Origin of the sequence: Pseudomonas sp. NPDC088890 (assembly GCF_044900155.1) — a bacterium.
In the GTDB taxonomy this organism is placed as follows: Bacteria; Pseudomonadota; Gammaproteobacteria; order Pseudomonadales; family Pseudomonadaceae; genus Aquipseudomonas; species Aquipseudomonas urmiensis.
In genome coordinates, this window is the sequence record NZ_JBJDNG010000015.1 from 1 (window position 1) to 24,110 (window position 24,110).

At 62.4% G+C, this 24,110-nt stretch carries 20 protein-coding genes and 2 tRNA genes; 5 read left to right on the forward strand and 17 right to left on the reverse strand.

What is annotated here, in order from left to right:
• The 3 genes from rpsF to rnr all read right to left on the reverse strand — a co-directional run.
• Positions 1-259: 30S ribosomal protein S6 (gene rpsF, locus ACI2JX_RS22810; RefSeq protein WP_404691039.1), on the reverse strand; the 259-nt coding region annotated here is incomplete at its 3' end.
• A 231-nt stretch (positions 260-490) separates the two neighbouring features.
• Positions 491-1,237, reverse strand: a complete 747-nt coding sequence (rlmB, locus tag ACI2JX_RS22815) for a 23S rRNA (guanosine(2251)-2'-O)-methyltransferase RlmB (protein ID WP_264236769.1) — start codon at positions 1,235-1,237, stop codon at positions 491-493.
• A complete protein-coding gene (gene rnr, locus ACI2JX_RS22820; RefSeq protein ID WP_186555594.1) occupies positions 1,234-3,831 on the reverse strand; it encodes a ribonuclease R in 2,598 nt (865 codons plus the stop codon). Before rnr ends, rlmB begins: the two co-directional genes overlap by 4 nt.
• A gap of 271 nt (positions 3,832-4,102) precedes the next feature.
• On the opposite strand from rnr, the gene ACI2JX_RS22825 reads away from it, so the two are divergent.
• From ACI2JX_RS22825 to ACI2JX_RS22840, 4 genes are all read left to right on the forward strand, one after another.
• A tRNA-Leu gene (locus ACI2JX_RS22825) sits at positions 4,103-4,189 on the forward strand.
• Positions 4,190-4,269: 80 nt separating this feature from the next.
• Positions 4,270-4,356 (forward strand) — tRNA-Leu (locus tag ACI2JX_RS22830).
• A gap of 203 nt (positions 4,357-4,559) precedes the next feature.
• Positions 4,560-5,573 carry an extracellular solute-binding protein gene (locus ACI2JX_RS22835; RefSeq protein WP_264236767.1) on the forward strand — a complete coding sequence of 338 codons (1,014 nt, stop codon included), beginning with the start codon at positions 4,560-4,562 and terminating at the stop codon, positions 5,571-5,573.
• A complete protein-coding gene (locus ACI2JX_RS22840) occupies positions 5,573-7,138 on the forward strand; it encodes an iron ABC transporter permease (RefSeq protein ID WP_264236766.1) in 1,566 nt (521 codons plus the stop codon). The genes ACI2JX_RS22835 and ACI2JX_RS22840 overlap by 1 nt, the downstream gene beginning before the upstream one ends.
• A gap of 54 nt (positions 7,139-7,192) precedes the next feature.
• On the opposite strand, the gene ACI2JX_RS22845 is transcribed toward ACI2JX_RS22840, so the two are convergent.
• The 12 genes from ACI2JX_RS22845 to ACI2JX_RS22900 form a co-directional block, all read right to left on the reverse strand.
• Positions 7,193-9,127 (reverse strand): methyl-accepting chemotaxis protein, encoded by a 1,935-nt coding sequence (locus ACI2JX_RS22845; RefSeq protein ID WP_404691040.1) that lies wholly within the window; start codon positions 9,125-9,127, stop codon positions 7,193-7,195.
• A 262-nt stretch (positions 9,128-9,389) separates the two neighbouring features.
• The gene (locus ACI2JX_RS22850; RefSeq protein WP_012316474.1) at positions 9,390-10,682 is read right to left on the reverse strand and encodes an adenylosuccinate synthase; all 1,293 of its coding nucleotides are present in this window, start codon (positions 10,680-10,682) and stop codon (positions 9,390-9,392) included.
• 57 nt (positions 10,683-10,739) lie between these two features.
• The gene (locus ACI2JX_RS22855) at positions 10,740-11,927 is read right to left on the reverse strand and encodes an ATP phosphoribosyltransferase regulatory subunit (protein ID WP_368971303.1); all 1,188 of its coding nucleotides are present in this window, start codon (positions 11,925-11,927) and stop codon (positions 10,740-10,742) included.
• A gap of 271 nt (positions 11,928-12,198) precedes the next feature.
• Positions 12,199-13,068, reverse strand: coding sequence for a protease modulator HflC (hflC, locus tag ACI2JX_RS22860; RefSeq protein WP_186555599.1), 870 nt, complete (start codon positions 13,066-13,068; stop codon positions 12,199-12,201).
• Entirely contained in the window at positions 13,068-14,249 is a 1,182-nt protein-coding gene (hflK, locus tag ACI2JX_RS22865; protein WP_264236763.1) for an FtsH protease activity modulator HflK, read from the reverse strand. Before hflK ends, hflC begins: the two co-directional genes overlap by 1 nt.
• A 96-nt stretch (positions 14,250-14,345) precedes the next feature.
• Positions 14,346-15,647, reverse strand: coding sequence for a ribosome rescue GTPase HflX (gene hflX, locus ACI2JX_RS22870; protein ID WP_368971304.1), 1,302 nt, complete (start codon positions 15,645-15,647; stop codon positions 14,346-14,348).
• 12 nt (positions 15,648-15,659) lie between these two features.
• Positions 15,660-15,920 carry an RNA chaperone Hfq gene (gene hfq / locus ACI2JX_RS22875; protein ID WP_028631835.1) on the reverse strand — a complete coding sequence of 87 codons (261 nt, stop codon included), beginning with the start codon at positions 15,918-15,920 and terminating at the stop codon, positions 15,660-15,662.
• A gap of 92 nt (positions 15,921-16,012) precedes the next feature.
• A complete protein-coding gene (gene miaA / locus ACI2JX_RS22880; RefSeq protein ID WP_368971305.1) occupies positions 16,013-16,984 on the reverse strand; it encodes a tRNA (adenosine(37)-N6)-dimethylallyltransferase MiaA in 972 nt (323 codons plus the stop codon).
• A 1-nt stretch (position 16,985) separates the two neighbouring features.
• Positions 16,986-18,878, reverse strand: a complete 1,893-nt coding sequence (gene mutL / locus ACI2JX_RS22885; RefSeq protein ID WP_186555603.1) for a DNA mismatch repair endonuclease MutL — start codon at positions 18,876-18,878, stop codon at positions 16,986-16,988.
• Positions 18,875-20,314 (reverse strand): N-acetylmuramoyl-L-alanine amidase, encoded by a 1,440-nt coding sequence (locus ACI2JX_RS22890; RefSeq protein WP_264236759.1) that lies wholly within the window; start codon positions 20,312-20,314, stop codon positions 18,875-18,877. Before ACI2JX_RS22890 ends, mutL begins: the two co-directional genes overlap by 4 nt.
• Positions 20,315-20,788 (reverse strand): tRNA (adenosine(37)-N6)-threonylcarbamoyltransferase complex ATPase subunit type 1 TsaE, encoded by a 474-nt coding sequence (gene tsaE / locus ACI2JX_RS22895; protein WP_186555605.1) that lies wholly within the window; start codon positions 20,786-20,788, stop codon positions 20,315-20,317. It abuts the gene before it with no gap.
• Positions 20,776-21,636: an NAD(P)H-hydrate dehydratase gene (locus ACI2JX_RS22900; RefSeq protein ID WP_368971306.1), complete on the reverse strand. Its 861-nt coding sequence runs from the start codon at positions 21,634-21,636 to the stop codon at positions 20,776-20,778. The genes tsaE and ACI2JX_RS22900 overlap by 13 nt, the downstream gene beginning before the upstream one ends.
• Before the next feature lie 63 nt (positions 21,637-21,699).
• Here ACI2JX_RS22900 and queG point away from each other — a divergent pair, with 63 nt between their 5' ends.
• Positions 21,700-22,776: a tRNA epoxyqueuosine(34) reductase QueG gene (queG, locus tag ACI2JX_RS22905; RefSeq protein ID WP_404691041.1), complete on the forward strand. Its 1,077-nt coding sequence runs from the start codon at positions 21,700-21,702 to the stop codon at positions 22,774-22,776.
• A gap of 34 nt (positions 22,777-22,810) precedes the next feature.
• On the opposite strand, the gene ACI2JX_RS22910 is transcribed toward queG, so the two are convergent.
• Both ACI2JX_RS22910 and orn read right to left on the reverse strand, forming a co-directional pair.
• Complete coding sequence (locus ACI2JX_RS22910) at positions 22,811-23,422, reverse strand: trimeric intracellular cation channel family protein (RefSeq protein WP_186555608.1); 612 nt, start codon at positions 23,420-23,422, stop codon at positions 22,811-22,813.
• 92 nt (positions 23,423-23,514) lie between these two features.
• Positions 23,515-24,057 (reverse strand): oligoribonuclease, encoded by a 543-nt coding sequence (orn, locus tag ACI2JX_RS22915; protein ID WP_312154954.1) that lies wholly within the window; start codon positions 24,055-24,057, stop codon positions 23,515-23,517.
• Between the last annotated feature and the right edge of the window lie 53 nt (positions 24,058-24,110).

A 24,110-nucleotide genomic window follows, 5' to 3' on the forward strand; every position in this document is an offset into this window, starting at 1 on the left:
TCCGGCACACGGCATCGGTGTAGCGGAAGTTGTCTGCCAGCTCGGCCAGGGCCTTGCCGGTGCACTCAACGTTCAGCATCACGTAGTGAGCCTTGTGAACATTGTTGATTGCGTAGGCCAGTTGACGACGGCCCCAGTCTTCCAGGCGGTGGATCTTGCCACCATCTTCTTCGATCAGCTTGGTGTAACGCTCAACCATGCCGCCGACTTGCTCGCTCTGATCCGGGTGGACCAGGAAGATGATTTCGTAATGACGCATGAATGCTCCTTACGGGTTAGTAGTCTGCCAGCGAATCTGGTCAGACAAGGAGTGAATGACACTGTATGTCTTGCCTTGGACAGTAGGCACATGCGCGCCTGCCTGCTGGGCAAGGGGCGCAATTGTAGAGAAGGCCGGACGCACAAGCAAGGTAATTGGCGATTATTTGAACAACCGCAAACATATCCAAATGCCATCAACCACTGGGCCGCGTAAGCGGCCCCTTCTCGATCAGCGCTTGATCTGGCGCTGGCGAACGGCCTCGAACAGGCAAACGCCTGTCGCGACAGAAACGTTCAGGCTGCTGACACTGCCGCTCATCGGCAGCTTCACCAGAAAATCGCAATGATCGCGGGTCAGCCGGCGCATGCCTTTGCCTTCAGCGCCCATGATCATGACCAGCGGACCGGTCAGGTCCTGCTGATAGATCTCCTGCTCAGCCTCCCCCGCAGTGCCAACCACCCACAGGCCACGCTTCTGCAGTTTTTCCAGGGTGCGCGCCAGGTTGGTCACCGCCACCAGCGGAATCACCTCGGCGGCGCCGCAGGCCACTTTACGCACGACCGGGGTCAAGGTTGCCGACTTGTCCTTGGGCACCACGACCGCTGTAGCACCGGCGGCATCGGCGGTACGCAGGCAGGCGCCGAGATTGTGCGGATCGGTGACGCCGTCGAGCACCAGAATCAGCGGCGGCGTCTCGGTACGCTCAAGCAACTCCTCAAGCATCAGCTCGCCCCACACCTGGCTCGGGCTCACCTCGGCAACCACACCTTGGTGCACGCCTTCGACCCAGGTGTCCATCTCGCGGCGCTCGGCCTGGCCAACCGGCACGCGGTTTTCTCCAGCCAGCGCGAGCAGCGCTTGAACGCGCGGCTCGCTACGGCCTTCGGACAGCCAGATCTGCTTGACCCGCTTGGGGTGGTGCTGCAACAGCGCCTGCACGGCATGCACGCCGTAGATTTTTTCCAGCTGACTCATGACTTGCTCTTGCTCTTACGTGGCGCGCCCGATTTTGGCGGCCCCTTGCGGTGCTTGGTGGGCTTGCCGGAGGCCGACTTGCCGCCCTTGTCCGACTTGCTCGAGGACGGGGCGTTGCGCGCCTCGCCCATCAGCGCCTTCTTCATCTCGCGGCTCTTGCGCACCTCGGCGTTGCGCTGCACCGCGTCCTTGGGGAAGTAGGCATCAGCGGCTTCGCTCTTGCGACGACGTGGCGCCGGATCGATTTTCGCTTCGACCTTGGCTTCACGCTGCTCGCCGGGCTTGGCCTTGCTGGCAGGCGCTGCACCATCAGCAGCCGCACGCTTGCGGCCAACGGCTGCACTGGCGCTTGCCTGAGAGACTTCGAAATCGATCTTGCGCTCGTCGAGGTCAACGCGCATGACCTTGACTTCGATGGTGTCGCCCAGGCGGAAGCTGCGACCGCTGCGCTCACCCGACAGGCGGTGATGCACCGCATCGAAGTGGTAGTAGTCGCCTGGCAGGGCACTGACGTGCACCAAGCCTTCGACGTAGATATCAGTCAGCTCGACGAACAGGCCAAAGCCGGTAACGGCAGTGATCACGCCTGGGAAGATCTCGCCCACGCGGTCTTTCATGTACTCGCACTTGAGCCAGTTGACCACGTCGCGAGTGGCCTCGTCGGCACGGCGCTCGGTCATCGAGCACTGCTCGCCCATCTGCTCCAGGGTCGGCTCGTCGTACGGGTAGATGCGCGCCTTGGGGATGCTCATCGCGCCGGCCCGCTTGACGTGCGGGGTATCGACCTTGGAGCGGATCACGCTGCGAATGGCGCGGTGCACCAGCAGGTCGGGGTAACGACGGATCGGCGAGGTGAAGTGGGTATACGCCTCGTAGTTCAGGCCGAAGTGGCCGTTGTTCTCGGTGCTGTACACCGCCTGGCTCAGCGAACGCAGCATGACGGTCTGGATCAGGTGGAAATCCGGTCGACCGGCGATGCTCGCCAGCAGCGCCTGATAGTCCTTCGGCGAAGGCTCTTTGCCCTTGTGCAGGGACAGGCCAAGCTCACCGAGGAAGGCGCGCAGTTTTTCCAGACGCTCCGGTGGCGGACCATCGTGCACGCGGTACAGCGAAGGCACGCCATGCTTTTGCAGGAATTCGGCGGTGGCAACGTTGGCCGCCAGCATGCATTCCTCGATCAGCTTGTGGGCTTCGTTACGCACGGTCGGACGAATTTCGTCGATCTTGCGGTTATCACCGAAGATAATCCGGGTTTCCTGGGTCTCGAAGTCGATCGCGCCACGAGTATGGCGCGCCGCCAGCAATGCCTTGTACAGGGCATACAGGTGCTTGAGATCCGGGACAACCTCTTTGTATTCCTCGCGCAGGGCCTTGCCTTCGCGGGTACGGGCATGCTCGAGCATGCTGCTGACCTTGTTGTAGGTCAGGCGCGCGTGCGAGTGGATCACCGCTTCGTAGAACTGGTAGTCGACCATCTGGCCAGACTTGTTGATGGTCATTTCACAGACCATCGCCAGGCGATCGACGTGCGGGTTCAGCGAGCACAGGCCGTTGGACAGCTCCTCAGGCAGCATCGGCACTACCCGCTCAGGGAAGTACACCGAGTTACCGCGCTGCTGCGCCTCGATGTCCAGGGCCGAGCCCAGGCGTACGTAGCTGGAAACGTCGGCGATCGCCACATACAGGCGCCAGCCGCCGGAGAACAGGCGCAGTTTGCCCTGTGGCTCGCAGTAGACAGCGTCGTCGAAGTCGCGGGCATCTTCACCGTCGATGGTGACGAATGGCAGGTGGCGCAGGTCGATGCGCTTCTCTTTGTCCTTCTCTTCGACTTCGGAGCGGAACTTGCGCGCTTCCTTGATCACCTCTTGCGGCCAGACATGCGGGATGTCGTAGCTGCGCAGGGCAACGTCGATTTCCATGCCTGGAGCCATGTAGTTGCCGATCACCTCGACCACATCACCTTGCGCCTGGAAGCGCGGGGTGGGCCAGTGGGTAATCTTGATTTCGACGAACTGACCGATCTTGGCGCCGCCGTTACGCCCGGCAGTCACCAGCACTTCCTGCTGGATCTTCGGGTTGTCCGGGGTCACGTAGCCGATGCCGCCTTCTTCGAAGTAACGGCCGACCACGCTTTCGTGGGCACGGGAGATGATTTCGACCAGCACGCCTTCACGGCGGCCACGGCGGTCGGTACCGGAGACACGGGCAAGGCCACGGTCACCATCGAACGCCAGGCGCATCTGCGACGGACTGAGGAACAGATCGTCACTGCCGTCGTCAGGGATGAGGAAGCCGAAACCATCGCGGTGGCCAGAGATGCGTCCGCAGATCAGGTCCAGCTTGTCTACCGGGGCATAGGTGCCGCGCCGGGTATAGATCAGCTGACCGTCACGCTCCATGGCACGCAGACGGCGGCGCAGGGCTTCGATCTGGTCTTCCTCGTGCAGACCGAATTCCGCCGCCAACTGCTCTCGCGCAGCCGGTTCGCCGCGGTCGGCAAGGTGTTGCAGGATCAGCTCACGGCTGGGAATAGGATTCTCGTATTTATCCGCTTCGCGGGCGGCCTCGGGATCGAGGGATTGCCAATCGGCCATCAGAAGGGGTTCACCTTGGGGTATATAGAGTAGAAGTTTGGCATAGGCGTATTGAAACCGGAAATGTCGGCCTTGGACAGCCCCCGTCTGAGGGTCTTGTGCGCTGGGTAAGGCCTATGGAATCAACAAGTTGAATTTTTTGAATTTTTTTTGATTCGGGGGGTTTACAGCCTCATAGGGCGTCCGTATAGTGCGCACCACAACGACGGACACCCGACGTTGTAGTTGAGATGAACGATGTTGTAAAGCATCATGTGATTTCAACGAGTGTGCCCAGGTGGCGGAATTGGTAGACGCGCTGGTTTCAGGTATCAGTGACCGCAAGGTCGTGGAAGTTCGAGTCTTCTCCTGGGCACCAAATATTTCGAGTGATAGATAACAGGCTTATCTGTCAGTCAGCAAGAGATTCATCGCAGTACGCTGTAGATGTAAAGATTTGCCCAGGTGGCGGAATTGGTAGACGCGCTGGTTTCAGGTATCAGTGATCGCAAGATCGTGGAAGTTCGAGTCTTCTCCTGGGCACCATATAAAAACCCACTAGCTTGCTAGTGGGTTTTTTCTTGCCTGCGTTTTTTGTCCCCACCTTATTAGCTGCCTATGCGCATGCAGGTTCTGGCGGGAAATTGAACGATAGTCTGCTCATGAATTTCTCGTCACTCGGCCACTTGAGAAACAATTTCGTTTACCATTGTTTCCAAATATGTAGCCGTAAGCGAGGAAGTACCCGCATGACGATCCGTCCGCAACCGCTGATGCGCACCCTGGCCGCCGCTGTTCTGAGCCTGGTGATCGGCGCTCCGGCCGCCATGGCAGACGACCCGGTCAGCCTGACTTTGTACAACGGTCAGCACAAGGAAATCGGCGAAGCCATCGCCAAGGCCTACGAGGCCAAGACCGGCATTCATATCAACATCCGCAAAGGCAGCAGCAACCAGCTGGCCAGCCAGATCATCGAGGAAGGCGACCGCTCGCCTGCCGACGTCATCTATACCGAAGAGTCGCCGCCGCTGAACAACCTTGGCGAGCTGGGCCTGCTGGCCAAGATCGACGACGCCACCCTGAACATGCTGCCCAAGGAATACGTTGCTGCCAACGGCAGCTGGATGGGCGTGACCGCGCGCACCCGCGTGGTGGTGTTCAACCCGAAGAAGATCGACGAGAAAGACCTGCCGCAATCGGTGATGGACTTCGCCAACCCCGAATGGGATGGCCGCGTGGGCTTCGTGCCGACCAGCGGCGCCTTTCAGGAGCAAGCCGTGGCCATCCTCAAGATGCACGGGCGCGATGCCGCCGAAGAGTGGCTGACTGGCCTGAAAGCCTTCGGCAAGACCTACACCAACAACATGGTCGCCCTGAAGGCCGTGGAAAAAGGCGAAGTCGATGCCGTGCTGGTCAACAACTACTACTGGTATGCCCTCAAGCGTGAGCGCGGCCAGCTGGATTCGCAGCTGTACTACCTGGCAGACGGCGACGCCGGCGGCCTGGTGACCATCTCCGGCGCCGCCGCAGTCAAGGCCAGCAAGCACCCGAAAGAAGCCCAGGCCCTGCTCAACTGGATGGCCAGCGAGGAAGGCCAGCGCGTGATCACCCAGACCACCGCCGAATACCCGCTGCATAAAGGCATGGTCTCTGACCAGGGCCTGAAGCCGTTCGAAGAACTGCGTCCGCCGCAGATCACCCCAGCCGACCTTGGTAACGCCGAGGAAGCCCTTGAGCTTGAGCGCGAGGTCGGCCTGCTCTAATGACTGCCGCCCTGCCCCTCTCGGCCCAGGCGCGTTTCGTGCCGCGCCGCAAGCGCCCCTCGATCTGGGTGGTGCTGCCTGTCCTGTTCCTGGTGACGATGAGCTTGCTGCCGTTGCTGTACGTCGCGCTCAAGGCCTGGGAGGCCGGCTGGCGGGAAGCATTGCACCTGCTCTGGCGTCCCTTCGTCTGGGGCTTGATGCGCAACACCATGCTGTTGATGGTGGGGGTCACCTTGGTGTGCATGGTGGTCGGCCTGGCTTTGGCCTGGCTGCTCGAGCGCAGCGACCTGCCAGGGCGGCGTTTGTGGGGCGTGGTGCTGTGCCTGCCATTTGCCGTGCCGTCGTTCGTCAGCAGCTTCACCTGGGTGTCGCTGAGCTCGGACTTCGAAGGGCTGGGCGGGGCGATCCTGGTCATGGCGCTGTCCAAGTACCCGCTGGTATTCCTGCCAGTAGCCGCCACCCTGCGCAATGTCGACACCTCCCTGGAGGAGTCGGCGCGCACCCTGGGTTGCAGCCGTTGGGGGGTGTTCTTCAAGGTCACGCTGCCGCTGCTGTGGCCGTCGATGCTCGGCGGCGCCCTGCTGATCGCCCTGCACATGCTGGTGGAGTTCGGCGCCCTGTCGATCCTGGGCTTGCAGACGTTCACTACGGCGATCTATCAGCAGTTCGAGCTGGAGTTCAGCAACGCCAACGCCGCCATGCTATCGGCGGTGTTGCTGGCGCTGTGCCTGGTGATGCTGACCCTGGAGCTGCGCGTGCGCGGCAAGGCGCGGCATGTGCGGATTGGCCAGGGCGTTGCGCGTCGCGCGCAGCCGGTGAAGCTGCGTGGCTGGATGCCGTTGGCGCAGGTGTTTTGCCTGGCTCTGGCGATTCTAGGCAGCGGGATTCCCCTGGCCATGCTCGGCTACTGGCTGAGCGTCGGCTCATCGGCGGCGTTCCCGGTGGGTGAAATCAGCAAAGCGCTGTTCACATCACTGTCGGTATCGCTGGGCGGAGCTGGTTTCTGCGTGCTGCTGGCGTTGCCGATCAGCTTCCTGGTGGTGCGTTATAAAGGTCGCCTGGCGATCTGGGCCGAACGGCTGCCCTATCTGCTGCATGCCCTGCCCGGGCTGGTGATTGCCCTGACCCTGGTGTTCTTCGCCCTGCATTATGTGCCGGCGCTGTACCAGACCACCGCTTTGCTGATCCTGGCGTATGCGCTGTTGTTCCTGCCGCTGGCCCAGGCGCCGGTGCGCACGGCGCTGAACAAGGCGTCGCCGACCCTGGAAGAAGCCGCTCGCACGCTGGGCGCGAGCAGCTTCAGCGCGTTCTGCCGGGTGACCTTGCCGATCATCTTCCCAGCGCTGGCGGCGGCGTTTGCGTTGGTGTTCCTGGATGCGATGAAGGAGCTGACAGCGACCCTGCTGCTTAGCCCGACCGGGATGACCACCTTGGCCACTGAGGTGTGGGCGCATACCGCCAATGTCGAGTTCGCGGCGGCCGCGCCTTATGCGGCGCTGCTGATTGTGGTTTCGGGGTTGCCGGTTTATTTGCTGACTACGCGGATGTATTTGAACAAGGCATAACCTGTTATGTCTTGCGCTTGAGCGTTTGGGGCTGCGCAACAGCCCCAAATTCGCTCAGGCCCTGAACTGCCCCAGGCTCGCGCGCAACTGCGCAGCCAAATCATCCAAGACCTTACCGCTGGCGGTGGTCTGCATCACTACCTGCGCCGACTGCTCGGCCTGCGCATGAATGGTCTCGACCCTCCCCCTGACCGCCTGCGCGCCATGCGCTTGCTGCTCGGCTGCGCGCGTAGCCAAACCAATCGCCGCATGCACCTGCTCGACCGCCGCCTGCACCGACCGCTGCCGACGCTCGTTATCGCGCAGCACCAGCAGCCCTTCGCTGGCTTGGCGCCCCGCCTGGCTGATGGTCGCCACGGCTTCCTTGGCCCCCTGCTGCAGGGCAACGATATGCGCCTGAATGTCGCCCGTCGAACTCTGGGTCTTGCTCGCCAGCGCCCGCACCTCATCGGCCACCACGGCAAAGCCGCGGCCAGTCTCACCCGCACGCGCCGCCTCGATAGCGGCATTGAGGGCCAGCAGGTTGGTCTGCTCGGCGATGCCATGAATCACGGTCAGCACCACCTCGATCTGCTCGCTCTGCTTGGCCAACCGCTCGATCACCTGCGAGCCCGCATCGACCTGGCCGGCGAGGTTTTCGATCAGGCCGGCCAGCTGGGTCGAGGTCCGACTGTTTTCGTCAGTGGCCTGGCGGATGTCCACCACCTGCTGCAAGGCCGCCTGCATCGCATGACTTTCGGCTTGGGCCTCATCGGCCATGCTCGATAGATCGCGCAGGCTCGCCGCCACCTCATCACGCTGCAGCGCGGCGGCAGCGTCAGCACCTGCGCTGCGCTGGGTCATGGCGCCGATTTCTACGCCGGTACGCTGGGCCACTTCGCCTGCTTCACGCACGATCGGCTGGAGCTTGTCGACAAAGCGGTTGACTGCCGAAGCCATGTCACCAATCTCGTCCCGGCTGTCGAGGGTCACCCGCTTAGTCAGGTCGCCTTCGCCGGCAGCTAGATCATTCAAGGCAGCAATCAGCAGGCGCAGCTTGTTGACTACACGCCTGCCGAGCACCACGGCCACCACCAGCAACACCCCTAGGCCGACCAGCACCAGGCCAAGGCCGATACGCCAACGCAACTCACCCGCGGCCTCACGAACGGTCTGGGCAGTATTGGCTTGCATGGCAGTAGCACTGTTCTGCGCCGTCTCCAGACGTGCGCGCAGGGCCTTGCCGCTGTCTGCCGCTGCAGCGCCCAGGCTGTCGCCGACCAGTTGCTCACCACTGCCGATCAGCGCCGCGAAACGCTGATCCAGCGCCTTGAGCTCCTGCTCGACACCCGCTGTCGAAACCCCCATCAAAACCTTGCCAATCTCTGCCCCGTTAGGGTTGATCGAGGCCTCGACGTAGTACACCGACGGGTCTTTACGCGCAGCGTCCAGCACTTTATCCAGCGCCCGCTCGCCCTGGCCCTTGTCCATCAGCGCCTGGTTGATCGGGTTTTGCCGGTTCAGATAGCGCGTCAGGTGCTGACCCTGGGCGTCGTCATAGATCACGAACAGTACGTTGGGGTTGCGCTGGGCACGCCGGGCGAAGTCCGAGAGCACTGGCACGTCGTTGTCCCAGATCGCCCGCGGGGCAACCGAGGCAAGCAGTTCGGCCATGTCGTTGGCCGAATCCTTGAGGTTTTTCTCCAGGGTCGCGCGCAGTTGTTGCTGCTCGCTTTCCAAGCGCGTGGACAGGCCACTGCTCAGACGCTGACGAGTGCTGGAGGAGAGGTTGTCGAGCCCACTGCGCACATCCTGGCCAGCCAGTTCCAGCTCGTTGGCCAGCTTGCGGCTGTCGGCACCCAGGCGCTCGCCAAGATCGGCTTCCAAGGCGGTGACCGTGCTCCGGGTCAGCGCAACGGCAACCAGCACCTGCACCAAAAGAGCGATACCCAAGGCAACAAACACAGGCCGCAAAAGGCGGCTTCGTAACAGTGAGAGGATGGCAGACACGGTGAAACCCTCGTGCTTCTGGCGCCATTGTTTTGATGGCATCTACAGAGCGTTTTTACAGCAAGGGTTGTGCCGGAGGCAGCAGGCATAAACGCCAAGTTTATGCTGGTCTGTGCAGGAGTGATTGGCGCGGCACTTATTTGGCAGCGCTGCGCGCTGCATCGCAGACGAGCCAGCGCCTACAAGGATTACGTGATTGTCTTTCAAAAAAAACGCCGCGCCCCTTGCGGGAACGCGGCGTTCGATCAGCCTAGACGGCGAATCAGGCGAACGGATGACGCAGAACGATAGTTTCGTTGCGATCCGGGCCGGTCGAAATGATGTCGATCGGCGCGCCGGTCAGCTCTTCGATGCGCTTGATGTAGGCGCGAGCAGCGGCTGGCAACTCTTCCAGGGTCTTGGCACCGAGGGTCGACTCGCTCCAGCCTGGCATCTCTTCGTACACTGGCTCCAGGCCGATGTAGCTGTCGGCATCGGAAGGCGCATCGATCACTGCACCATTCTCGTTCTTGTAGCCAACACAGATGTTGATGGTTTCCAGGCCGTCGAGTACGTCCAGCTTGGTCAGGCAGATGCCCGAGATGCTGTTGACGTCGATGGCGCGACGCAGGATGACGGCATCGAACCAGCCGCAACGACGAGCACGACCGGTGGTGGAGCCGAACTCATGGCCGCGCTTGGCCAGGGTGGCGCCAGTCTCGTCGAACAGCTCGGTCGGGAACGGACCGGAACCGACACGAGTAGTGTAGGCCTTGGTGATACCGAGGATGTAGTCCAGGTACATCGGGCCAACGCCGGAACCGGTGGAGATGCCGCCAGCAGTGGTGTTGGAGCTGGTGACGTACGGGTAGGTACCGTGGTCGATGTCCAGCAGCGAGCCCTGGGCACCTTCGAACATGATGTCCTTGCCGGCGCGACGCAGGTTGTGCAACTCGGCGGTGACGTCGAGCATCATCGGCTTGAGCTGCTCGGCGTAGGCCATGCACTCGTCCAGGGTCTGCTGGAAGTCGATGGCCGGCTCTTTGTAGTAATTGACCAGCTGGAAGTTGTGGTAGTCCAGCAGCTCACCGAGCTTGGCAGCGAAACGCTCGCGGTGGAACAGATCGCCCACGCGCAGGCCGCGACGGGCCACTTTGTCTTCGTAAGCTGGGCCGATACCACGACCGGTGGTGCCGATCTTGGCTTCGCCACGGGCCTTTTCACGGGCCTGGTCCAGCGCTACGTGGTAGGACAGGATCAGCGGCGCAGCCGGGCTGATGCGCAGGCGCTCACGTACCGGTACACCCTTCTCTTCGAGCTTGGTGATTTCACGCATCAAGGCATCAGGAGCAACGACCACGCCGTTGCCGATCAGGCACTGCACGCCTTCACGCAGGATGCCAGAAGGAATCAGGTGCAGAACGGTTTTCTCACCGTTGATCACCAGGGTGTGGCCCGCGTTGTGACCGCCCTGGTAGCGCACTACGGCGGCAGCATGTTCGGTCAGCAGATCAACGATCTTGCCTTTGCCCTCATCACCCCATTGGGTGCCCAGGACGACGACATTCTTACCCATAACACTTGTCCTCATTCACGCAAACTTGGTTGCCGGCCTACTGCCGACCGAAAAATCTCAATGGGTCAGCGGCAGAACCTGCCAGCGCCCGTCTTGCTGAATCAATTGCCGATCACAATCCGCCTCAAGGGCAGCACTCAGCGGCTGCCCAGGCAAAGCCTGAACCACACGCTGGCCCTCGTTGCGCAACTGGCAGACCATCTGCCAGAGGGTCGCGTCACCGCTGTCGGGCATCCAGATCCCGCCAGACGGCAATACGACCTCCGCTCGCCCCAGTGTGACCAGGGTCTTCAAATCCGTGGAGAAACCGGTAGCCGGGCGTGCCCGGCCAAAGTCGGCGCCGATGTCGTCGTAGCGTCCGCCCTGGGCGATCGACTGACCGACCCCTGGTACGAACACGGCGAACACCACGCCGGTGTGATAGTTGTAACCGCGCAGCTCGCCAAGGTCGAAGTACAGCGGCAGGTCCGGATAGCGCGCTGCCAGGCGATCCGCGATCGCCAGCAGGTCATCCAGGGCAGCCAGCACACTGGCCGGCGCACGGCCCAGGCGTACACGGGCCTCGGCCAGCACTTCGCGACCACCGCACAGTTCGGTCAGGGCGCGCAGCATGTTGCCGACGTCCTTCGGCAGGTCGGCAGTCAACGCGTTGACTTCATCGACCGCCTTGCGCTGCAGGGCATCGAACAGCTGCTGCTCGGCATCGCCCGACAGGTTGGCGGCGCGCGACAGGCCGCGGTAGATACCGACGTGGCCCAGGTCCATGTGCACATCCGGCACATCGGCCAGCTGCAGCATCGCCAACATCAGGCTGATGACCTCGACGTCGCTGGTCGGGCTGGCATCGCCGTACAGCTCGGCGCCCAATTGGATCGGGCTGCGCGAGGTAGACAACTGACGTGGCTGGGCGTGCAGCACGCTACCGGCATAGCACAGGCGGCTCGGGCCTTCGCGGCGCAGGGTGTGCGCATCGATACGCGCAACCTGTGGGGTGAAGTCGGCACGGAAGCCCATCAGGCGGCCAGACTGCGGGTCGACCACCTTGAAGGTATGCAGGTCCAGGTCCTGGCTGGCACCGGTGAGCAGCGATTCCAGGTACTCGATATGCGGGGTAACGACCAGTTCGTAACCCCAACTCTGGAACAGGTCCAACACCTGGCGACGCGCGATCTCGATGCGCGCGGCTTCAGGTGGCAGTACTTCCTCGATGCCATCTGGCAGCAGCCAGCGGTCTACCGTTGCCATTACGCCATTTCCCCTCTGGTCCGGGCGGCCTGCCAGTGGGCGAGCCGTCAGTGAAGCAGGCATTGGCCCACAGCAGCAGGCAGCACTAATCCCAGCGCTACCGCCGTGCCAATACCCTCAAATTACTAGCGCGCAGGCTGATCCCTAATGGGCAATCAACCTTGCAGACGCAAAAAAGCCGGGAAATTTCCCGGCTGACTCATCATACACCCCTTTTCTGTCAGGATGCACCCCGCCGGCAGTTTTAGCTGCCAGGCGGGGTTTACCCGAGTCAGGGCTTGCTCTTGTCCAGGTAGCGGAAGAACTCGTTCTTCGGATCCAGGACCAGCACATCGCTCTTGTTCGAGAAGCTTGCGCGATAGGCCTGCAGACTACGGTGGAACGCATAGAAATCAGCGTCCTGGCTGTAGGCCTTGGCATAGATGGCAGCCGCCTGGGCGTCACCATCACCGCGGGTTTCTTCGGACTCACGATACGCTTCGGCGAGCAGTACGCGACGCTGACGGTCGGCATCGGCGCGGATACCTTCAGCCAGCTCGTTACCCTTGGCGCGATGCTCACGCGCTTCACGCTCACGCTCGGTGCTCATACGATCGAACACGCTGCGGTTGACTTCCTTCGGCAGGTCGATGGCCTTGACGCGCACGTCGACCACCTCGATACCCAGCTCTTTGTTAGCCATGCGGTTCAGCGAAGCGGTGATGTCAGCCATCAGCGCGTCACGTTCACCGGAAACTACCTCGTGCAGGGTGCGTTTACCGAACTGGTCACGCAGGCCGCTTTCCAGACGACGCGACAGACGCTCATCAGCGATCTGCTTGAGGCCCGAAGTCGCGGTGTAGAAGCGATCGGAGTCCTTCACGCGCCATTTCGCGTAGGCGTCGACCATTACCGCTTTCTTCTCAAGGGTCAGGAAGCGCTGGGTCGGAGCATCCAGGGTCATCAGGCGGGCGTCGAACTTGCGCACCTGGTTGACGTACGGGATCTTCACATGCAGACCAGGCTGAACATCGGCCTGAACCACACGACCGAATTGCAGCAATACCGCACGTTCGGTCTGGGCCACGATGTAGAAGCTGTTCCAGGCCACGATAGCCAGCACAACTGCGGCGATCAGGGCGATCAGCGATTTATTGCTCATCAGCGGCTCTCCCTAGTACGCAGCGACTGTTGTTGCTGTTGCAGATCCTGCGCTGCACGCACGGCCGCATCGTTGACCGATGGCGACGTGCTGCTGGCGGCCGCGGCCGACGTATTGCGGCTGCCTTCGACCATCTTGTCCAGTGGCAGGTAGAGCAGGTTGTTCTGCCCGTCCTTGGTTGCCACCATGACCTTGCTCGAGTTGCTGTAGACCTCTTGCATGGTCTCCAGGTACAGACGCTGACGGGTGACGTCCGGCGCCTTGCGGTACTCGCTGACCAGCTTGGTGAAGCGGTCGGCCTCACCCTTGGCGCGGGCAATCACTTCATCGCGGTAGCCGTTGGCATCCTCGATGATGCGCTGGGCCTGACCACGGGCTTCCGGCACCACGCCATTGGCGTAGGACTCAGCCTGGTTGCGGGCACGCTGCTCGTCTTCCCGGGCCCGGATCACGTCGTCGAAGGCTTCCTGCACTTCACGCGGGGCTGCCGCGCTCTGTACGTTGACCTGGGTGACGGTGATACCGGTACGGTAGGTGTCGAGGAAGCGTTGCAGGCGTTCGCGGATATCCACGGCCATCTGCTCACGGCCTTCGGTCAGCACCTGGTCCATCGAAGTGGAACCCACCACGTGGCGCAGGGCGCTGTCGGTCGCATGCTGCAAGCTCACTTCCGGCTGGTCGACGTTAAGCACGAAGTCCTGCAGGTTGGTGATCTTGTACTGCACGGTCAGCGGCACCTCGACGATGTTCTCGTCTTCGGTGAGCATCTGCCCCTGCTTGGTGTACGCACGCTCACGCGTGACGTTCTCCATGTACTTGCGGTCGATCGGCGGGAAATAGATGTTCAGGCCTGGACCCACGGTCTCATAGTACTTGCCGAAGCGCAGCACGACTGCCTGCTCCTGCTCGTCGACCACGTACACGGCACTGTACAGCCAGATCGCAGCCAACACCGCCAGGCCTATGCCCAGCAGGCCGTAGCCGCCACCCTTGCCGATATTGCGGTCACCACCGCCGCGTTTTTTGCTGCCGCCGAACATGCCGTTCAGGCTGTCCTGCAGCTTGCGGAAGGCCTCGTCGAGATCCGGTGGTCCTTTCTTGTCGCCACCACCGCCGCCGCCACGGCGGCCGCCCCAGGGATCCTGATTGTTCGAGTTGCCACCCGGCTCGTTCCAAGCCATAGCGCTCTCCATCTGATAAAGCAAAGACGCGCCCACGGCGCGCCGTCCAATGCTACAGAATGCCTGTCACGGCTGCCCAGCGACCTCGACGGGCATTTATTGCAAAGTGTGTTGCGCAATGAACGCTTGCGGCTCCATGCCTTCGCGGCTGACCAGGCGATTGAGCTCGATCATGGGCAGGCGCACGCTCAACAAGCTGCTGCCTTCATCGTCGTGTTCCTCGCCTTGCACTGCCCCTAGTTCAAAGAATTGCGCGCGCAGGCGAGCAAAACGCTGTTCGAGGCGCAGGGTTCCGACAAACAGATCATCCCCCAGCAATTCGGCAATCGCCTGGCCTACCAACTCCAGGCCACGTCCATCACGTGCCGATACCCAGACCCGCTCCGGCTTGCCATCGGCATTGCGCTGGATCTGCGGCTCGACATCTTCGAGCAGGTCGAGTTTGTTATAGACCTCAAGGATCGGCAAGCCTTCAGCACCGATCTCGCCCAATACTGCCAACACCTGCTCGATCTGCTCCATGCGCTCTGGCTCATGGGCGTCGATCACATGCAGCAGCAGGTCGGAGTTGCTCGACTCTTCGAGCGTAGCCCGAAATGCCTCGACCAGCTTGTGCGGCAAGTGGCGAATGAAGCCCACGGTGTCGGCCAGCACGATCGGCCCCAGGTCATCGAGCTGCAAACGGCGCAGGGTCGGATCGAGGGTGGCGAACAGTTGGTCGGCGGCGTAGACGTCGGATTCGGTGAGGGCGTTGAACAAGGTCGACTTGCCGGCGTTGGTATAGCCCACCAGCGACACCGATGGGATATCCGCGCGCTTACGCCCGCGCCGCGCCTGCTCACGCTGACTGCGAACCTTCTCCAGGCGTGCCTTGATCTGCCGCAGGCGCACCCGCAGCAAGCGCCGGTCAGTCTCAAGCTGGGTTTCACCCGGACCGCGCAGGCCGATACCACCCTTCTGCCGCTCAAGGTGGGTCCAGCCGCGCACCAGCCGCGTGCTCATGTGCTCCAGCTGGGCCAGTTCGACCTGCAGCTTGCCTTCATGGGTACGCGCCCGTTGGGCGAAAATGTCGAGAATCAGCCCGGTACGGTCGAGCACGCGACACTCGAAGACTCGTTCGAGGTTGCGCTCCTGACTGGGCGTGAGGGTGTGATTGAAAATCACCAGATCTACCTGTTCGGCTTTGACCAGGTCGCGTAACTCTTCGACCTTGCCGCTGCCAATCAGGTATTTGGCGGTAGGCTGGTGCCGCGTCACTGTAGACAGCGAAACGATCTCAGCTCCGGCCGACAGTGCCAGTTCCTGAAACTCCTGCGGGTCTTCGCGCGCCTCAGGGTTCTGACCTTCCAAGTGAACGAGCAGCGCTCGCTCACCACCACCGTGGCGCTCAAAGAACAATGCAGGCTCCTATCAGGCGTTGCCTGGCTCGCTGTCGCCGCTCTCGGAATCGGACGGGCTTGGCAGGCGAACCGGACGAGCTGGGACCACGGTCGAGATAGCGTGCTTGTAGACCATCTGGCTGACGGTGTTCTTCAGCAGTACCACGAACTGGTCGAAAGATTCGATCGAGCCCTGCAGCTTGATCCCGTTGACCAGATAGATCGAAACCGGGACCTTTTCTTTTCTCAAGGTGTTCAAGTAAGGGTCTTGTAGCGAATGCCCTTTTGACATATGCCGCACTCCTGTAAGGATCAATAGTAAAAAACACGAAAATTCGATAATTACGCCGCCCATTCGCAAGAGTAGACGGCAATTGCAGGGACTCAGCTCAATATGGAGACGGACCCAAGGTATTTCAAGGTGCGGGACAGATTGTCGCAGGCCAGGCTGTCCAGCCAGTGTACGTCGGACCAGCCGCGCAACCAGGTGAACTGCCGTTTGGCCAGCTGGCGAGTGGCAATGATACCGCGTTCGCGCATCTCATTCTCATCTAGCTTGCCATCCAGGTAATCCCAGACCTGCCGATACCCCACTGCCCGTATAGACGGCAGCCCCGCGTGCAAGTCACTTCTGGCGCGCAGCTTTCGGACCTCGTCGACGAAGCCCTGTTCCAGCATCTGCGAAAATCGTAGCGCAATTCGCTGATGCAAAATGTGACGATCTGTAGGAGCAATCGCCAGACTGGCGACAGTATAGGGCAAATGTCCGCCCGCGCCTGCGTCTGCGCCGCTACTTTCGGCCAATTGCCGCTGGCGATGGGCCGTCATGCTCTCGCCGCTGACCCGATACACTTCCAGCGCGCGGATCAGCCGTTGCGGGTCATTGGGGTGGATGCGTGCGGCCGACTCGGGGTCGACCTCAGCCAACTGCCGGTGCAATTCAGCCAGGCCCAACGCACTGGCCTGGGCTTCAAGCTCGGCGCGCACCGCAGGGTCGGCGGCAGGCATATCGGCCAAGCCATCGATCAACGCCTTGTAATAAAGCATGGTGCCGCCGACCAATAGCGGGATCTTGCCGCGCGCGCTGATCTCGGCCATGGCGGCCAGGGCATCGGTACAAAATTGTGCGGCGGAGTAGCTCTGGGCCGGGTCGATGATGTCGATCAAACGGTGTGGATAGGCGGCCAATAGTTCCTTGGAAGGCTTGGCGGTGCCGATATCCATGTCGCGGTAGACCAGCGCCGAGTCGACGCTGATCAACTCGCACGGCAGGACCTTGGTCAGCTCGATAGCAAGGTCGGTCTTGCCGGCCGCTGTCGGGCCCATGAGGAATATTGCTGGGGGTTTACCGCTCATTTCATCGACCGCGCAGGAAAAGTTTGTCCAGATCGTCCAGGCCCATCTGGGTCCAGGTCGGCCGACCATGGTTGCACTGGCCGCTGCGTTCGGTGTTTTCCATGTCGCGCAGCAGCGCATTCATCTCGGGAATGGCTAGGCGCCGGTTGGCGCGCACGGCGCCGTGACAGGCCATGGTGCCGAGCAGCTCGTTGAGGTGCGCCTGGATGCGGTCGCTGGTGCCGTATTCCATCAGGTCTGCCAGTACGTCCTGGACCAGGCGATTGGCTTCAGCCTGCTTGAGCAGCGCCGGAATCTGGCGGATGGCCACGCTTTCCGGCCCCAGGCGCTGCAACTCGAAGCCCAAGCGCTGGAACCACTGCGCATGCTCTTCGGCGCAATCGGCCTCACGCTGGCTCAGTGCCAGAGACTCCGGCACCAACAGCGGCTGGCCGCTCAAGCCTTCGCTGGCCATGGCCACCTTGAGCCGCTCGTACATGATCCGCTCGTGGGCGGCATGCATGTCCACCAGCACCAGACCGACGGCGTTTTCGGCCAGGATGTAGATGCCCTTGAGCTGAGCCAGGGCATAGCCCAGTGGCGGAACATCACCCTGGCTTTCGGGCAAGGATGATGGTGCACCACCAGGCAGTGGCGCGAAGAACTCGCGGTAGGCTGCCTGGGCCTCGGCAACGGGCAACGGCTGCGATGGGCGCGGCGTGTACTGATACTGATAACCGGCGCCAGCACCGGAGCTGGAAAACTGCTGCGGTTGTGCCTGCGGCTGTTCCAATACCGGTGAGGCCAGGCGCATTTCACCTTGCGGGCCAAATTCGCCCGCCTGCTGTCCGCTGGGCCGGACCATCTCGCTGGCCGCCGCCGGGGCCGCCAGCTGGTCTTCCGGACGCACATCGGCCAGGGCCCGGTGCAAGGTGCCGTAGAGGAAATCGTGCACTGTGCGGCCTTCGCGAAAGCGCACCTCATGCTTGGTCGGGTGAACGTTGACGTCGACGCCGTTGGGCTCAAGCTCAAGGAACAACACGAAGGTCGGGTGGCGGCCATTGAACAGCACATCGCGGTAGGCCTGGCGCACCGCGTGGGCGACCAGCTTGTCGCGCACGGCGCGGCCGTTGACGAAGAAGTACTGCAAATCGGCCTGGCTGCGCGAGAACGTCGGCAGGCCAACCCAACCCCACAAGCGCAAGCCATTGCGCTCGACATCGATCGGCAGCGCCTGCTCGAGAAAGCCCGGTCCGCAGATCGCACCGACCCGCCGCGCCCGCGCAATCTCGTCGGGGGCATCGTGCAGGCTGAGAATGGTCTTGCCGTTATGGCGCAGGTGGAAGCCGACATCGAATCGGGCCAAAGCCAACCGCCGGATAACTTCCTGAAGATGGTCGAACTCGGTCTTCTCGGCCTTGAGGAACTTGCGTCGAGCCGGCGTATTGAAAAACAGGTCGCGAACTTCGACCGAGGTCCCCACCGGGTGCGCCGCAGGCTGCACCCGCGGGGTCATGTCGCGGCCTTCGGTCTCGACCTGCCAAGCCTCGCTGGCATCGGCCGTGCGCGAGGTCAGGGTCAGGCGCGCCACCGAGCTGATCGAGGCCAGCGCCTCACCCCGAAAGCCCAGGCTCAACACCCCTTCGAGGTCTTCCAGCTCGCGGATCTTGCTGGTGGCATGGCGCGCCAGGGCCAGCGGCAAGTCGTCAGGCGAGATGCCGCTGCCGTTGTCACGCACGCGCAGCAGCTTGACGCCGCCCTGCTCGACCTCGACCTCAATGCGCTTGGCGCCAGAGTCGAGGCTGTTTTCCAGCAGCTCCTTGGCCACCGAGGCGGGCCGTTCGACCACTTCGCCGGCGGCGATCTGGTTGGCCAGTCGCGGGCTGAGCAACTGGATGCGCGAACCACCACTCATTGTTGCGACGCCAGGGTCGTGCCGGGAATATCCAGGTGCTGGCCAACCTTCAGCTCATCAGTCTTGAGGCCGTTGCTGCTACGCAGGCTGGCCACGCTAACCTGGTAACGCACGGCGATCATCGCCAGGGTTTCGCCTGGACGCACAGTGTGGTCACGCGGGCCTTGGGCAATCTTGCCGCTGTCACGCAACCAGGCAATGTAGGTGCCAGGTGGCGGGCTTTGCTGGAAGTACTGGCGCACGCCGGTATGGATCGAGCGTGCCAGGGCCTGCTGATGGCTCCTGGTCGCCAGCTTGGCAGCTTCGTTGGCGTTGGAAATAAAGCCGGTCTCTACCAGGATCGAGGGAATATCCGGCGACTTCAACACCATGAAGCCTGCCTGCTCCACGCGTCGCTTGTGCAGCGAAGTGATGCGCCCCATGTTGCCCAGCACCTTCTGCCCCACATCGAGGCTGGAACTGAGGGTGGCGGTCATCGACAGGTCGAGCAGCACGCCCGCGAGCATACGGTCCTTGTCGTCCAGGCTGACGTTGCCCGCGCCACCGATCAGGTCGGAACGGTTTTCGGTGTCTGCCAGCCAGCGCGCAGTCTCGGACGTAGCACCCCGGTCAGACAGGGCGAACACCGAGGCGCCGAAAGCAGCCTTGGAGGGTGCGGCGTCGGCGTGGATAGAGACGAATAGGTCGGCGCCCTTCTTGCGGGCGATCTCGGTGCGCTTGCGCAGCGGAATGAAGTAGTCACCGGTGCGCGTGAGTTCCGCCCGATAGCCCCTCTCACTGTTGATCTGGCGTTGCAGCTCCTTGGCGATCTGCAACACGATGTCTTTCTCGTGCTGACCACGCGAACCCGAGGCGCCCGGGTCTTCACCGCCGTGCCCGGCATCGATGGCGATCACGATATCGCGCTTGCCGCTTGGCGCCGGTGGCAGCTTGATCGCAGGCTGGGTCGGCGTTACCGGAACAGCCGGAGTGGTAGCCGGAGTTTGTGCCGGTGGCGGCGTCGGCGTGCTGGCCGCGATGGCATCGGCTTCCTGGTCGTACAAATCGACCACCAGGCGGTTGCCGTATTGGGCATTGGGAGCCAGGGTGAAGCTTTTCGGCGTGACTGCTTTTTTCAGGTCGACCACCACGCGCAGATCGGTAGGCGTACGCTGGGCCGAACGCACACTGCTGATCGGTGTATTGGATGTGGAGACGTTGAGCGGCGCGGCCAAGGTCGCACCGTTGATATCGATGACCAGCCGATCCGGCGCGCTCAGGGTGAACACGCTGTGCTGCACCGGGCCGGACAGGTCGAAGACCAGCCGTGTGTTATCTGGCGCGCGCCACAGACGCATGCTCTTGACTTGCGTGGCGGCCAGAGCGTTGACGGTGACCGCTGTGAGCAGCAGACCGACAACGGCGACCAGTGCGCGTATGCGCATACCTATCCCCATTTACTGTTTGAATTGTTCGGCCAGCGCGGTGCACCAGGCTTCGCCGCGAGGCCCCTGCGGCGACAGATACAGCGAGCGCCCGCCCGCTTGCGGGCTTATGGTAATGGTCAGGTCAGGCTTTGGCAAAACGCCCGCACCTTTCTGGGGCCATTCGAACAGGCACAAGGCATCATCCTCGAAGTAATCGCGTATCCCCATGAACTCCAATTCTTCCGGATCGACCAGCCGATACAGGTCGAAGTGGAAAGCGCGCACCGCGCCAATCTCGTAGGGTTCGACCACGGTGAAGGTCGGGCTCTTGACCGGGCCGACATGGCCCAAACCGCGGATCAAGCCGCGCGACAAGGTGGTTTTACCGGCCCCCAGGTCGCCCTCGAGAAAAATCACGCCATGACCGCCGGTCACCTGGGCCAATTGCCCGCCAAAGGCCACGGTGGCCTCTTCGTCGGCCAGAAACAGGGTTACACCTGACACGCTGAATGCTCCTCCAATAATTCACGAATGACCGGCAGCAGATCACTGGCTGCCAGGCCTCTGCCTTTTACCCCCAAGCGCTCGCCGGCACAGGCATGCAGCCAGACGCCCAGGCAAGCCGCCGACCAGGCGTCCAGGCCCTGCGCCAGCAGCGCCGCCAGCACCCCGGTAAGCACATCGCCAAGGCCTGCGCCGGCCATCGCAGGATGACCTCGCCCGCACAGCGCCAACTGCCCCGCCGGGTCAGCGACCAGGGTGCCAGCGCCCTTGAGCACACAGACGCTGGCATATTTGCGCGCCAGCTTGCGCGCAGCGCCCGGTCGGTCGGCCTGCACGGCTTCGGTCGACACCCCAAGCAACCGCGCTGCCTCACCCGGGTGCGGGGTAAGAATGCTAGCGCTGGGCAGGGCCAAGGGTGTGCGGGCCAGCAAGTTTAGGGCATCGGCGTCCCACACTTGGGGGCGCTCGGCATTGGCAACTGCCGACAGCAAGCTGCGCCCCCAAGCCGCCTGGCCCAGGCCAGGGCCTACCACCAGCACCGATGCCCGTTCCAGCAGGGTCATCAGCTGATTGGCCGAATTCACCCCCAGGCACATGGCTTCAGGTAGACGAGCAAGGGCTGCGGGCACGTGTTCGGGCCGCGTGGCAATGCTCACCAGGCCAGCCCCACAACGCAGCGCTGCTTCGCTACTGAGCAACACCGCACCGCCGGTACCCAGGTCGCCTCCGACCACCAGCACGTGGCCAAAGTCACCTTTTTGGGCGTCTGGGCGGCGCGGCGGCAGGCTGTCCAAGCTGGCACGGCTGAGCAGTTTTACCGGGTTGGCAGGGTGTTTGGTCTGGGGCATGGGGTCAAAGGCTCCGATGTCTGGCAGAATTATACGCACCTGAGCCTGTAATGCCTGTCATCCATGTCCGCTTGTACTCCTGACCTCGCCGCGCTGGCCCAATCGATCAAGGATTGGGGCCGTGAACTCGGCTTCGCCCATGTCGGTATCGCTGGTGTAGACCTTGGCGAGCATGAGCAGCACCTGCAACGCTGGCTCGACGCGGGCTATCAGGGCGAGATGGACTACATGGCTGCGCACGGCAGCAAACGCGCCCATCCCGACCAGCTGGTGCCCGGAACCTTGCGCGTGGTCTCGCTGCGCATGGACTACCTGCCCGGCGACACGCGCATGGCGCAGCTGCTGGCGCAGCCAGACAAAGCCTATATATCGCGCTATGCCCTGGGTCGCGACTACCACAAGCTGGTGCGCAAGCGCGTGCAGCATCTGGCCGATCGGGTGCAGCAAGCCATTGGCCCGTTTGGCTTTCGCGCCTTTGTCGACAGTGCCCCGGTGCTGGAGAAAGCCATTGCCCAGCAAGCCGGGCTAGGCTGGATCGGCAAGAACACCCTGCTGCTCAACCGCAAGGCGGGCAGCTACTTCTTTCTCGCCGAACTGTTCGTCGACCTGCCACTGCCGGTGGATGAAGCGCAGGCCAGCGAGCACTGTGGGCGTTGCCAGGCGTGCCTAGACGTTTGCCCGACCCAGGCGTTTGTCGGGCCCTACCTGCTCGATGCGCGGCGCTGCATCTCGTACCTGACCATCGAATTGAAGCAGGCAATACCCGTCGAGCTGCGACCACTGATCGGTAATCGGGTGTTTGGCTGCGATGATTGCCAGATCGTCTGCCCGTGGAATCGCTTTGCCCGGCCAACCCAGGAGAACGACTTCAAGCCGCGCCATGGGCTGGATAATGCGCAGTTGGCTGCGCTGTTTCTGTGGGACGAGGCGACCTTCCTGGGCAACACCGAGGGCTCGCCGCTGCGCCGGGCCGGTTATGAGCGCTGGTTGCGCAACCTGGCGGTGGGGCTGGGCAATGCGCCTTCGACGATCCCAGTGCTGGAGGCGTTACAGGCGCGCCGCGAGTATCCGTCGGAGCTAGTCAGGGAGCATGTGGAGTGGGCGCTGGCCCAGCATGAGGCGCGCACAGCTCCACTCTGAACTCATGTGGAAGCGGGCTTGCCCCGCGACGAAATCACTGCTGGTCGTTGTAGTGGAACTTGGGCATTTCCCAATGGAAACGAATCGCCAGCAAACGCACCAGGAACCCGCCAAACAAGGTCAGCAGCATCGCCTGCTCCGCTGGCACCTGAAAGTGCACGCAGCCCAGATAGAACCACGCAGCGGCAAACGACACGCTGGCATACAGCTCGCGGCGGAACACCAAGGGAATGTCGTTGCAGAAGATATCCCGCAGAATGCCGCCAAACACCCCAGTGATCACCCCGCTGATCGACGCCACCAGCATGCCCTGACCCATTTCCAGCGCGGTCATGCAGCCAATCAGGGTAAAGGCCACCAGCCCCAGCGCATCGAGTACCAGGAACAGCGAACGCAGGTGGCGCATCAACGGCGCGATGAAGATGGTCAGCAGCGCGGCGAAGCTGGTCAGTACCAGGTACTCGGGGTGCTTCACCCAGGTCAACGGGTAGTGCCCGAGCAGCACATCGCGCACCGAACCGCCACCCAGGGCAGTCACGCACGCGATTAGCACCACTCCAAACCAGTCCATCCCGCGACGACCGGCAGACAAGGCACCGGTCATGGCTTCGGCGGTAATGGCGATGAGGTAGAGCATCAACAACATGGTGGCTGTCCGTGCAGGAAAGGCGCGCAGTCTACCCAGTTGTTCAGAGCACCAAAAGAGGGCGCGCCGAGTCTGATCGGCGCACGCGATGCTCAGACCTTGATGAAGTGCTCGCGGTAGTGACGCAGCTCGGCGATCGACTCGCGAATATCGTCCAGCGCCAGGTGCGTGCTGCCCTTCTTGAAGCTGTCACGCACATCCGGCGCCCAGCGCGCGGCAAGCTCCTTGAGCGTGGAGACGTCGAGGTTGCGGTAGTGGAAATAGCTTTCCAGGGTTTTCATGTGGCGATACAGGAAGCGCCGGTCCTGGCAGATGCTGTTGCCACAGATCGGCGACTTGCCCTTGGGCACCCATTGTTCGAGGAACTTGACGGTTTCAGCCTCGGCCTCGGCCATGCTGATGCGGCTTTCGCGCACGCGCTGGGTCAGACCGGAGGCGCCGTGGGTGCGGGTGTTCCACTCATCCATGCGCGCCAGCACTTCATCGCTGTGGTGGATGGCGATCACCGGGCCTTCGGCCAAGGTATTGAGGTTGCTGTCGGTGACGATGGTGGCCATCTCGATGATGACGTCGTTGTCCGGATCCAGACCGGTCATTTCCAGATCGATCCAGATCAGGTTCTGTGTGTTGTCCATGAAGGCGCTCCTCGAATAGGCCATCATCTTACCCTAGCGGCCGATGTCGATGC

Excerpts from the sequence above, each read along its gene's own strand:
- miaA (WP_368971305.1), bottom strand. The coding sequence starts at position 16,984 with ATGAGCGGTAAACCCCCAGCAATATTCCTCATGGGCCCGACAGCGGCC.
- ACI2JX_RS22840 (WP_264236766.1), top strand. The coding sequence starts at position 5,573 with ATGACTGCCGCCCTGCCCCTCTCGGCCCAGGCGCGTTTCGTGCCGCGC.
- ACI2JX_RS22835 (WP_264236767.1), top strand. The coding sequence starts at position 4,560 with ATGACGATCCGTCCGCAACCGCTGATGCGCACCCTGGCCGCCGCTGTT.
- ACI2JX_RS22855 (WP_368971303.1), bottom strand. The coding sequence starts at position 11,927 with ATGGCAACGGTAGACCGCTGGCTGCTGCCAGATGGCATCGAGGAAGTA.
- orn (WP_312154954.1), bottom strand. The coding sequence starts at position 24,057 with ATGGACAACACACAGAACCTGATCTGGATCGATCTGGAAATGACCGGT.
- ACI2JX_RS22850 (WP_012316474.1), bottom strand. The coding sequence starts at position 10,682 with ATGGGTAAGAATGTCGTCGTCCTGGGCACCCAATGGGGTGATGAGGGC.
- hflK (WP_264236763.1), bottom strand. The coding sequence starts at position 14,249 with ATGGCTTGGAACGAGCCGGGTGGCAACTCGAACAATCAGGATCCCTGG.
- rlmB (WP_264236769.1), bottom strand. The coding sequence starts at position 1,237 with ATGAGTCAGCTGGAAAAAATCTACGGCGTGCATGCCGTGCAGGCGCTG.
- ACI2JX_RS22890 (WP_264236759.1), bottom strand. The coding sequence starts at position 20,314 with ATGGGGATAGGTATGCGCATACGCGCACTGGTCGCCGTTGTCGGTCTG.
- queG (WP_404691041.1), top strand. The coding sequence starts at position 21,700 with ATGTCCGCTTGTACTCCTGACCTCGCCGCGCTGGCCCAATCGATCAAG.
- hflC (WP_186555599.1), bottom strand. The coding sequence starts at position 13,068 with ATGAGCAATAAATCGCTGATCGCCCTGATCGCCGCAGTTGTGCTGGCT.
- mutL (WP_186555603.1), bottom strand. The coding sequence starts at position 18,878 with ATGAGTGGTGGTTCGCGCATCCAGTTGCTCAGCCCGCGACTGGCCAAC.
- hfq (WP_028631835.1), bottom strand. The coding sequence starts at position 15,920 with ATGTCAAAAGGGCATTCGCTACAAGACCCTTACTTGAACACCTTGAGA.
- ACI2JX_RS22900 (WP_368971306.1), bottom strand. The coding sequence starts at position 21,636 with ATGCCCCAGACCAAACACCCTGCCAACCCGGTAAAACTGCTCAGCCGT.
- rnr (WP_186555594.1), bottom strand. The coding sequence starts at position 3,831 with ATGGCCGATTGGCAATCCCTCGATCCCGAGGCCGCCCGCGAAGCGGAT.
- ACI2JX_RS22910 (WP_186555608.1), bottom strand. The coding sequence starts at position 23,422 with ATGTTGTTGATGCTCTACCTCATCGCCATTACCGCCGAAGCCATGACC.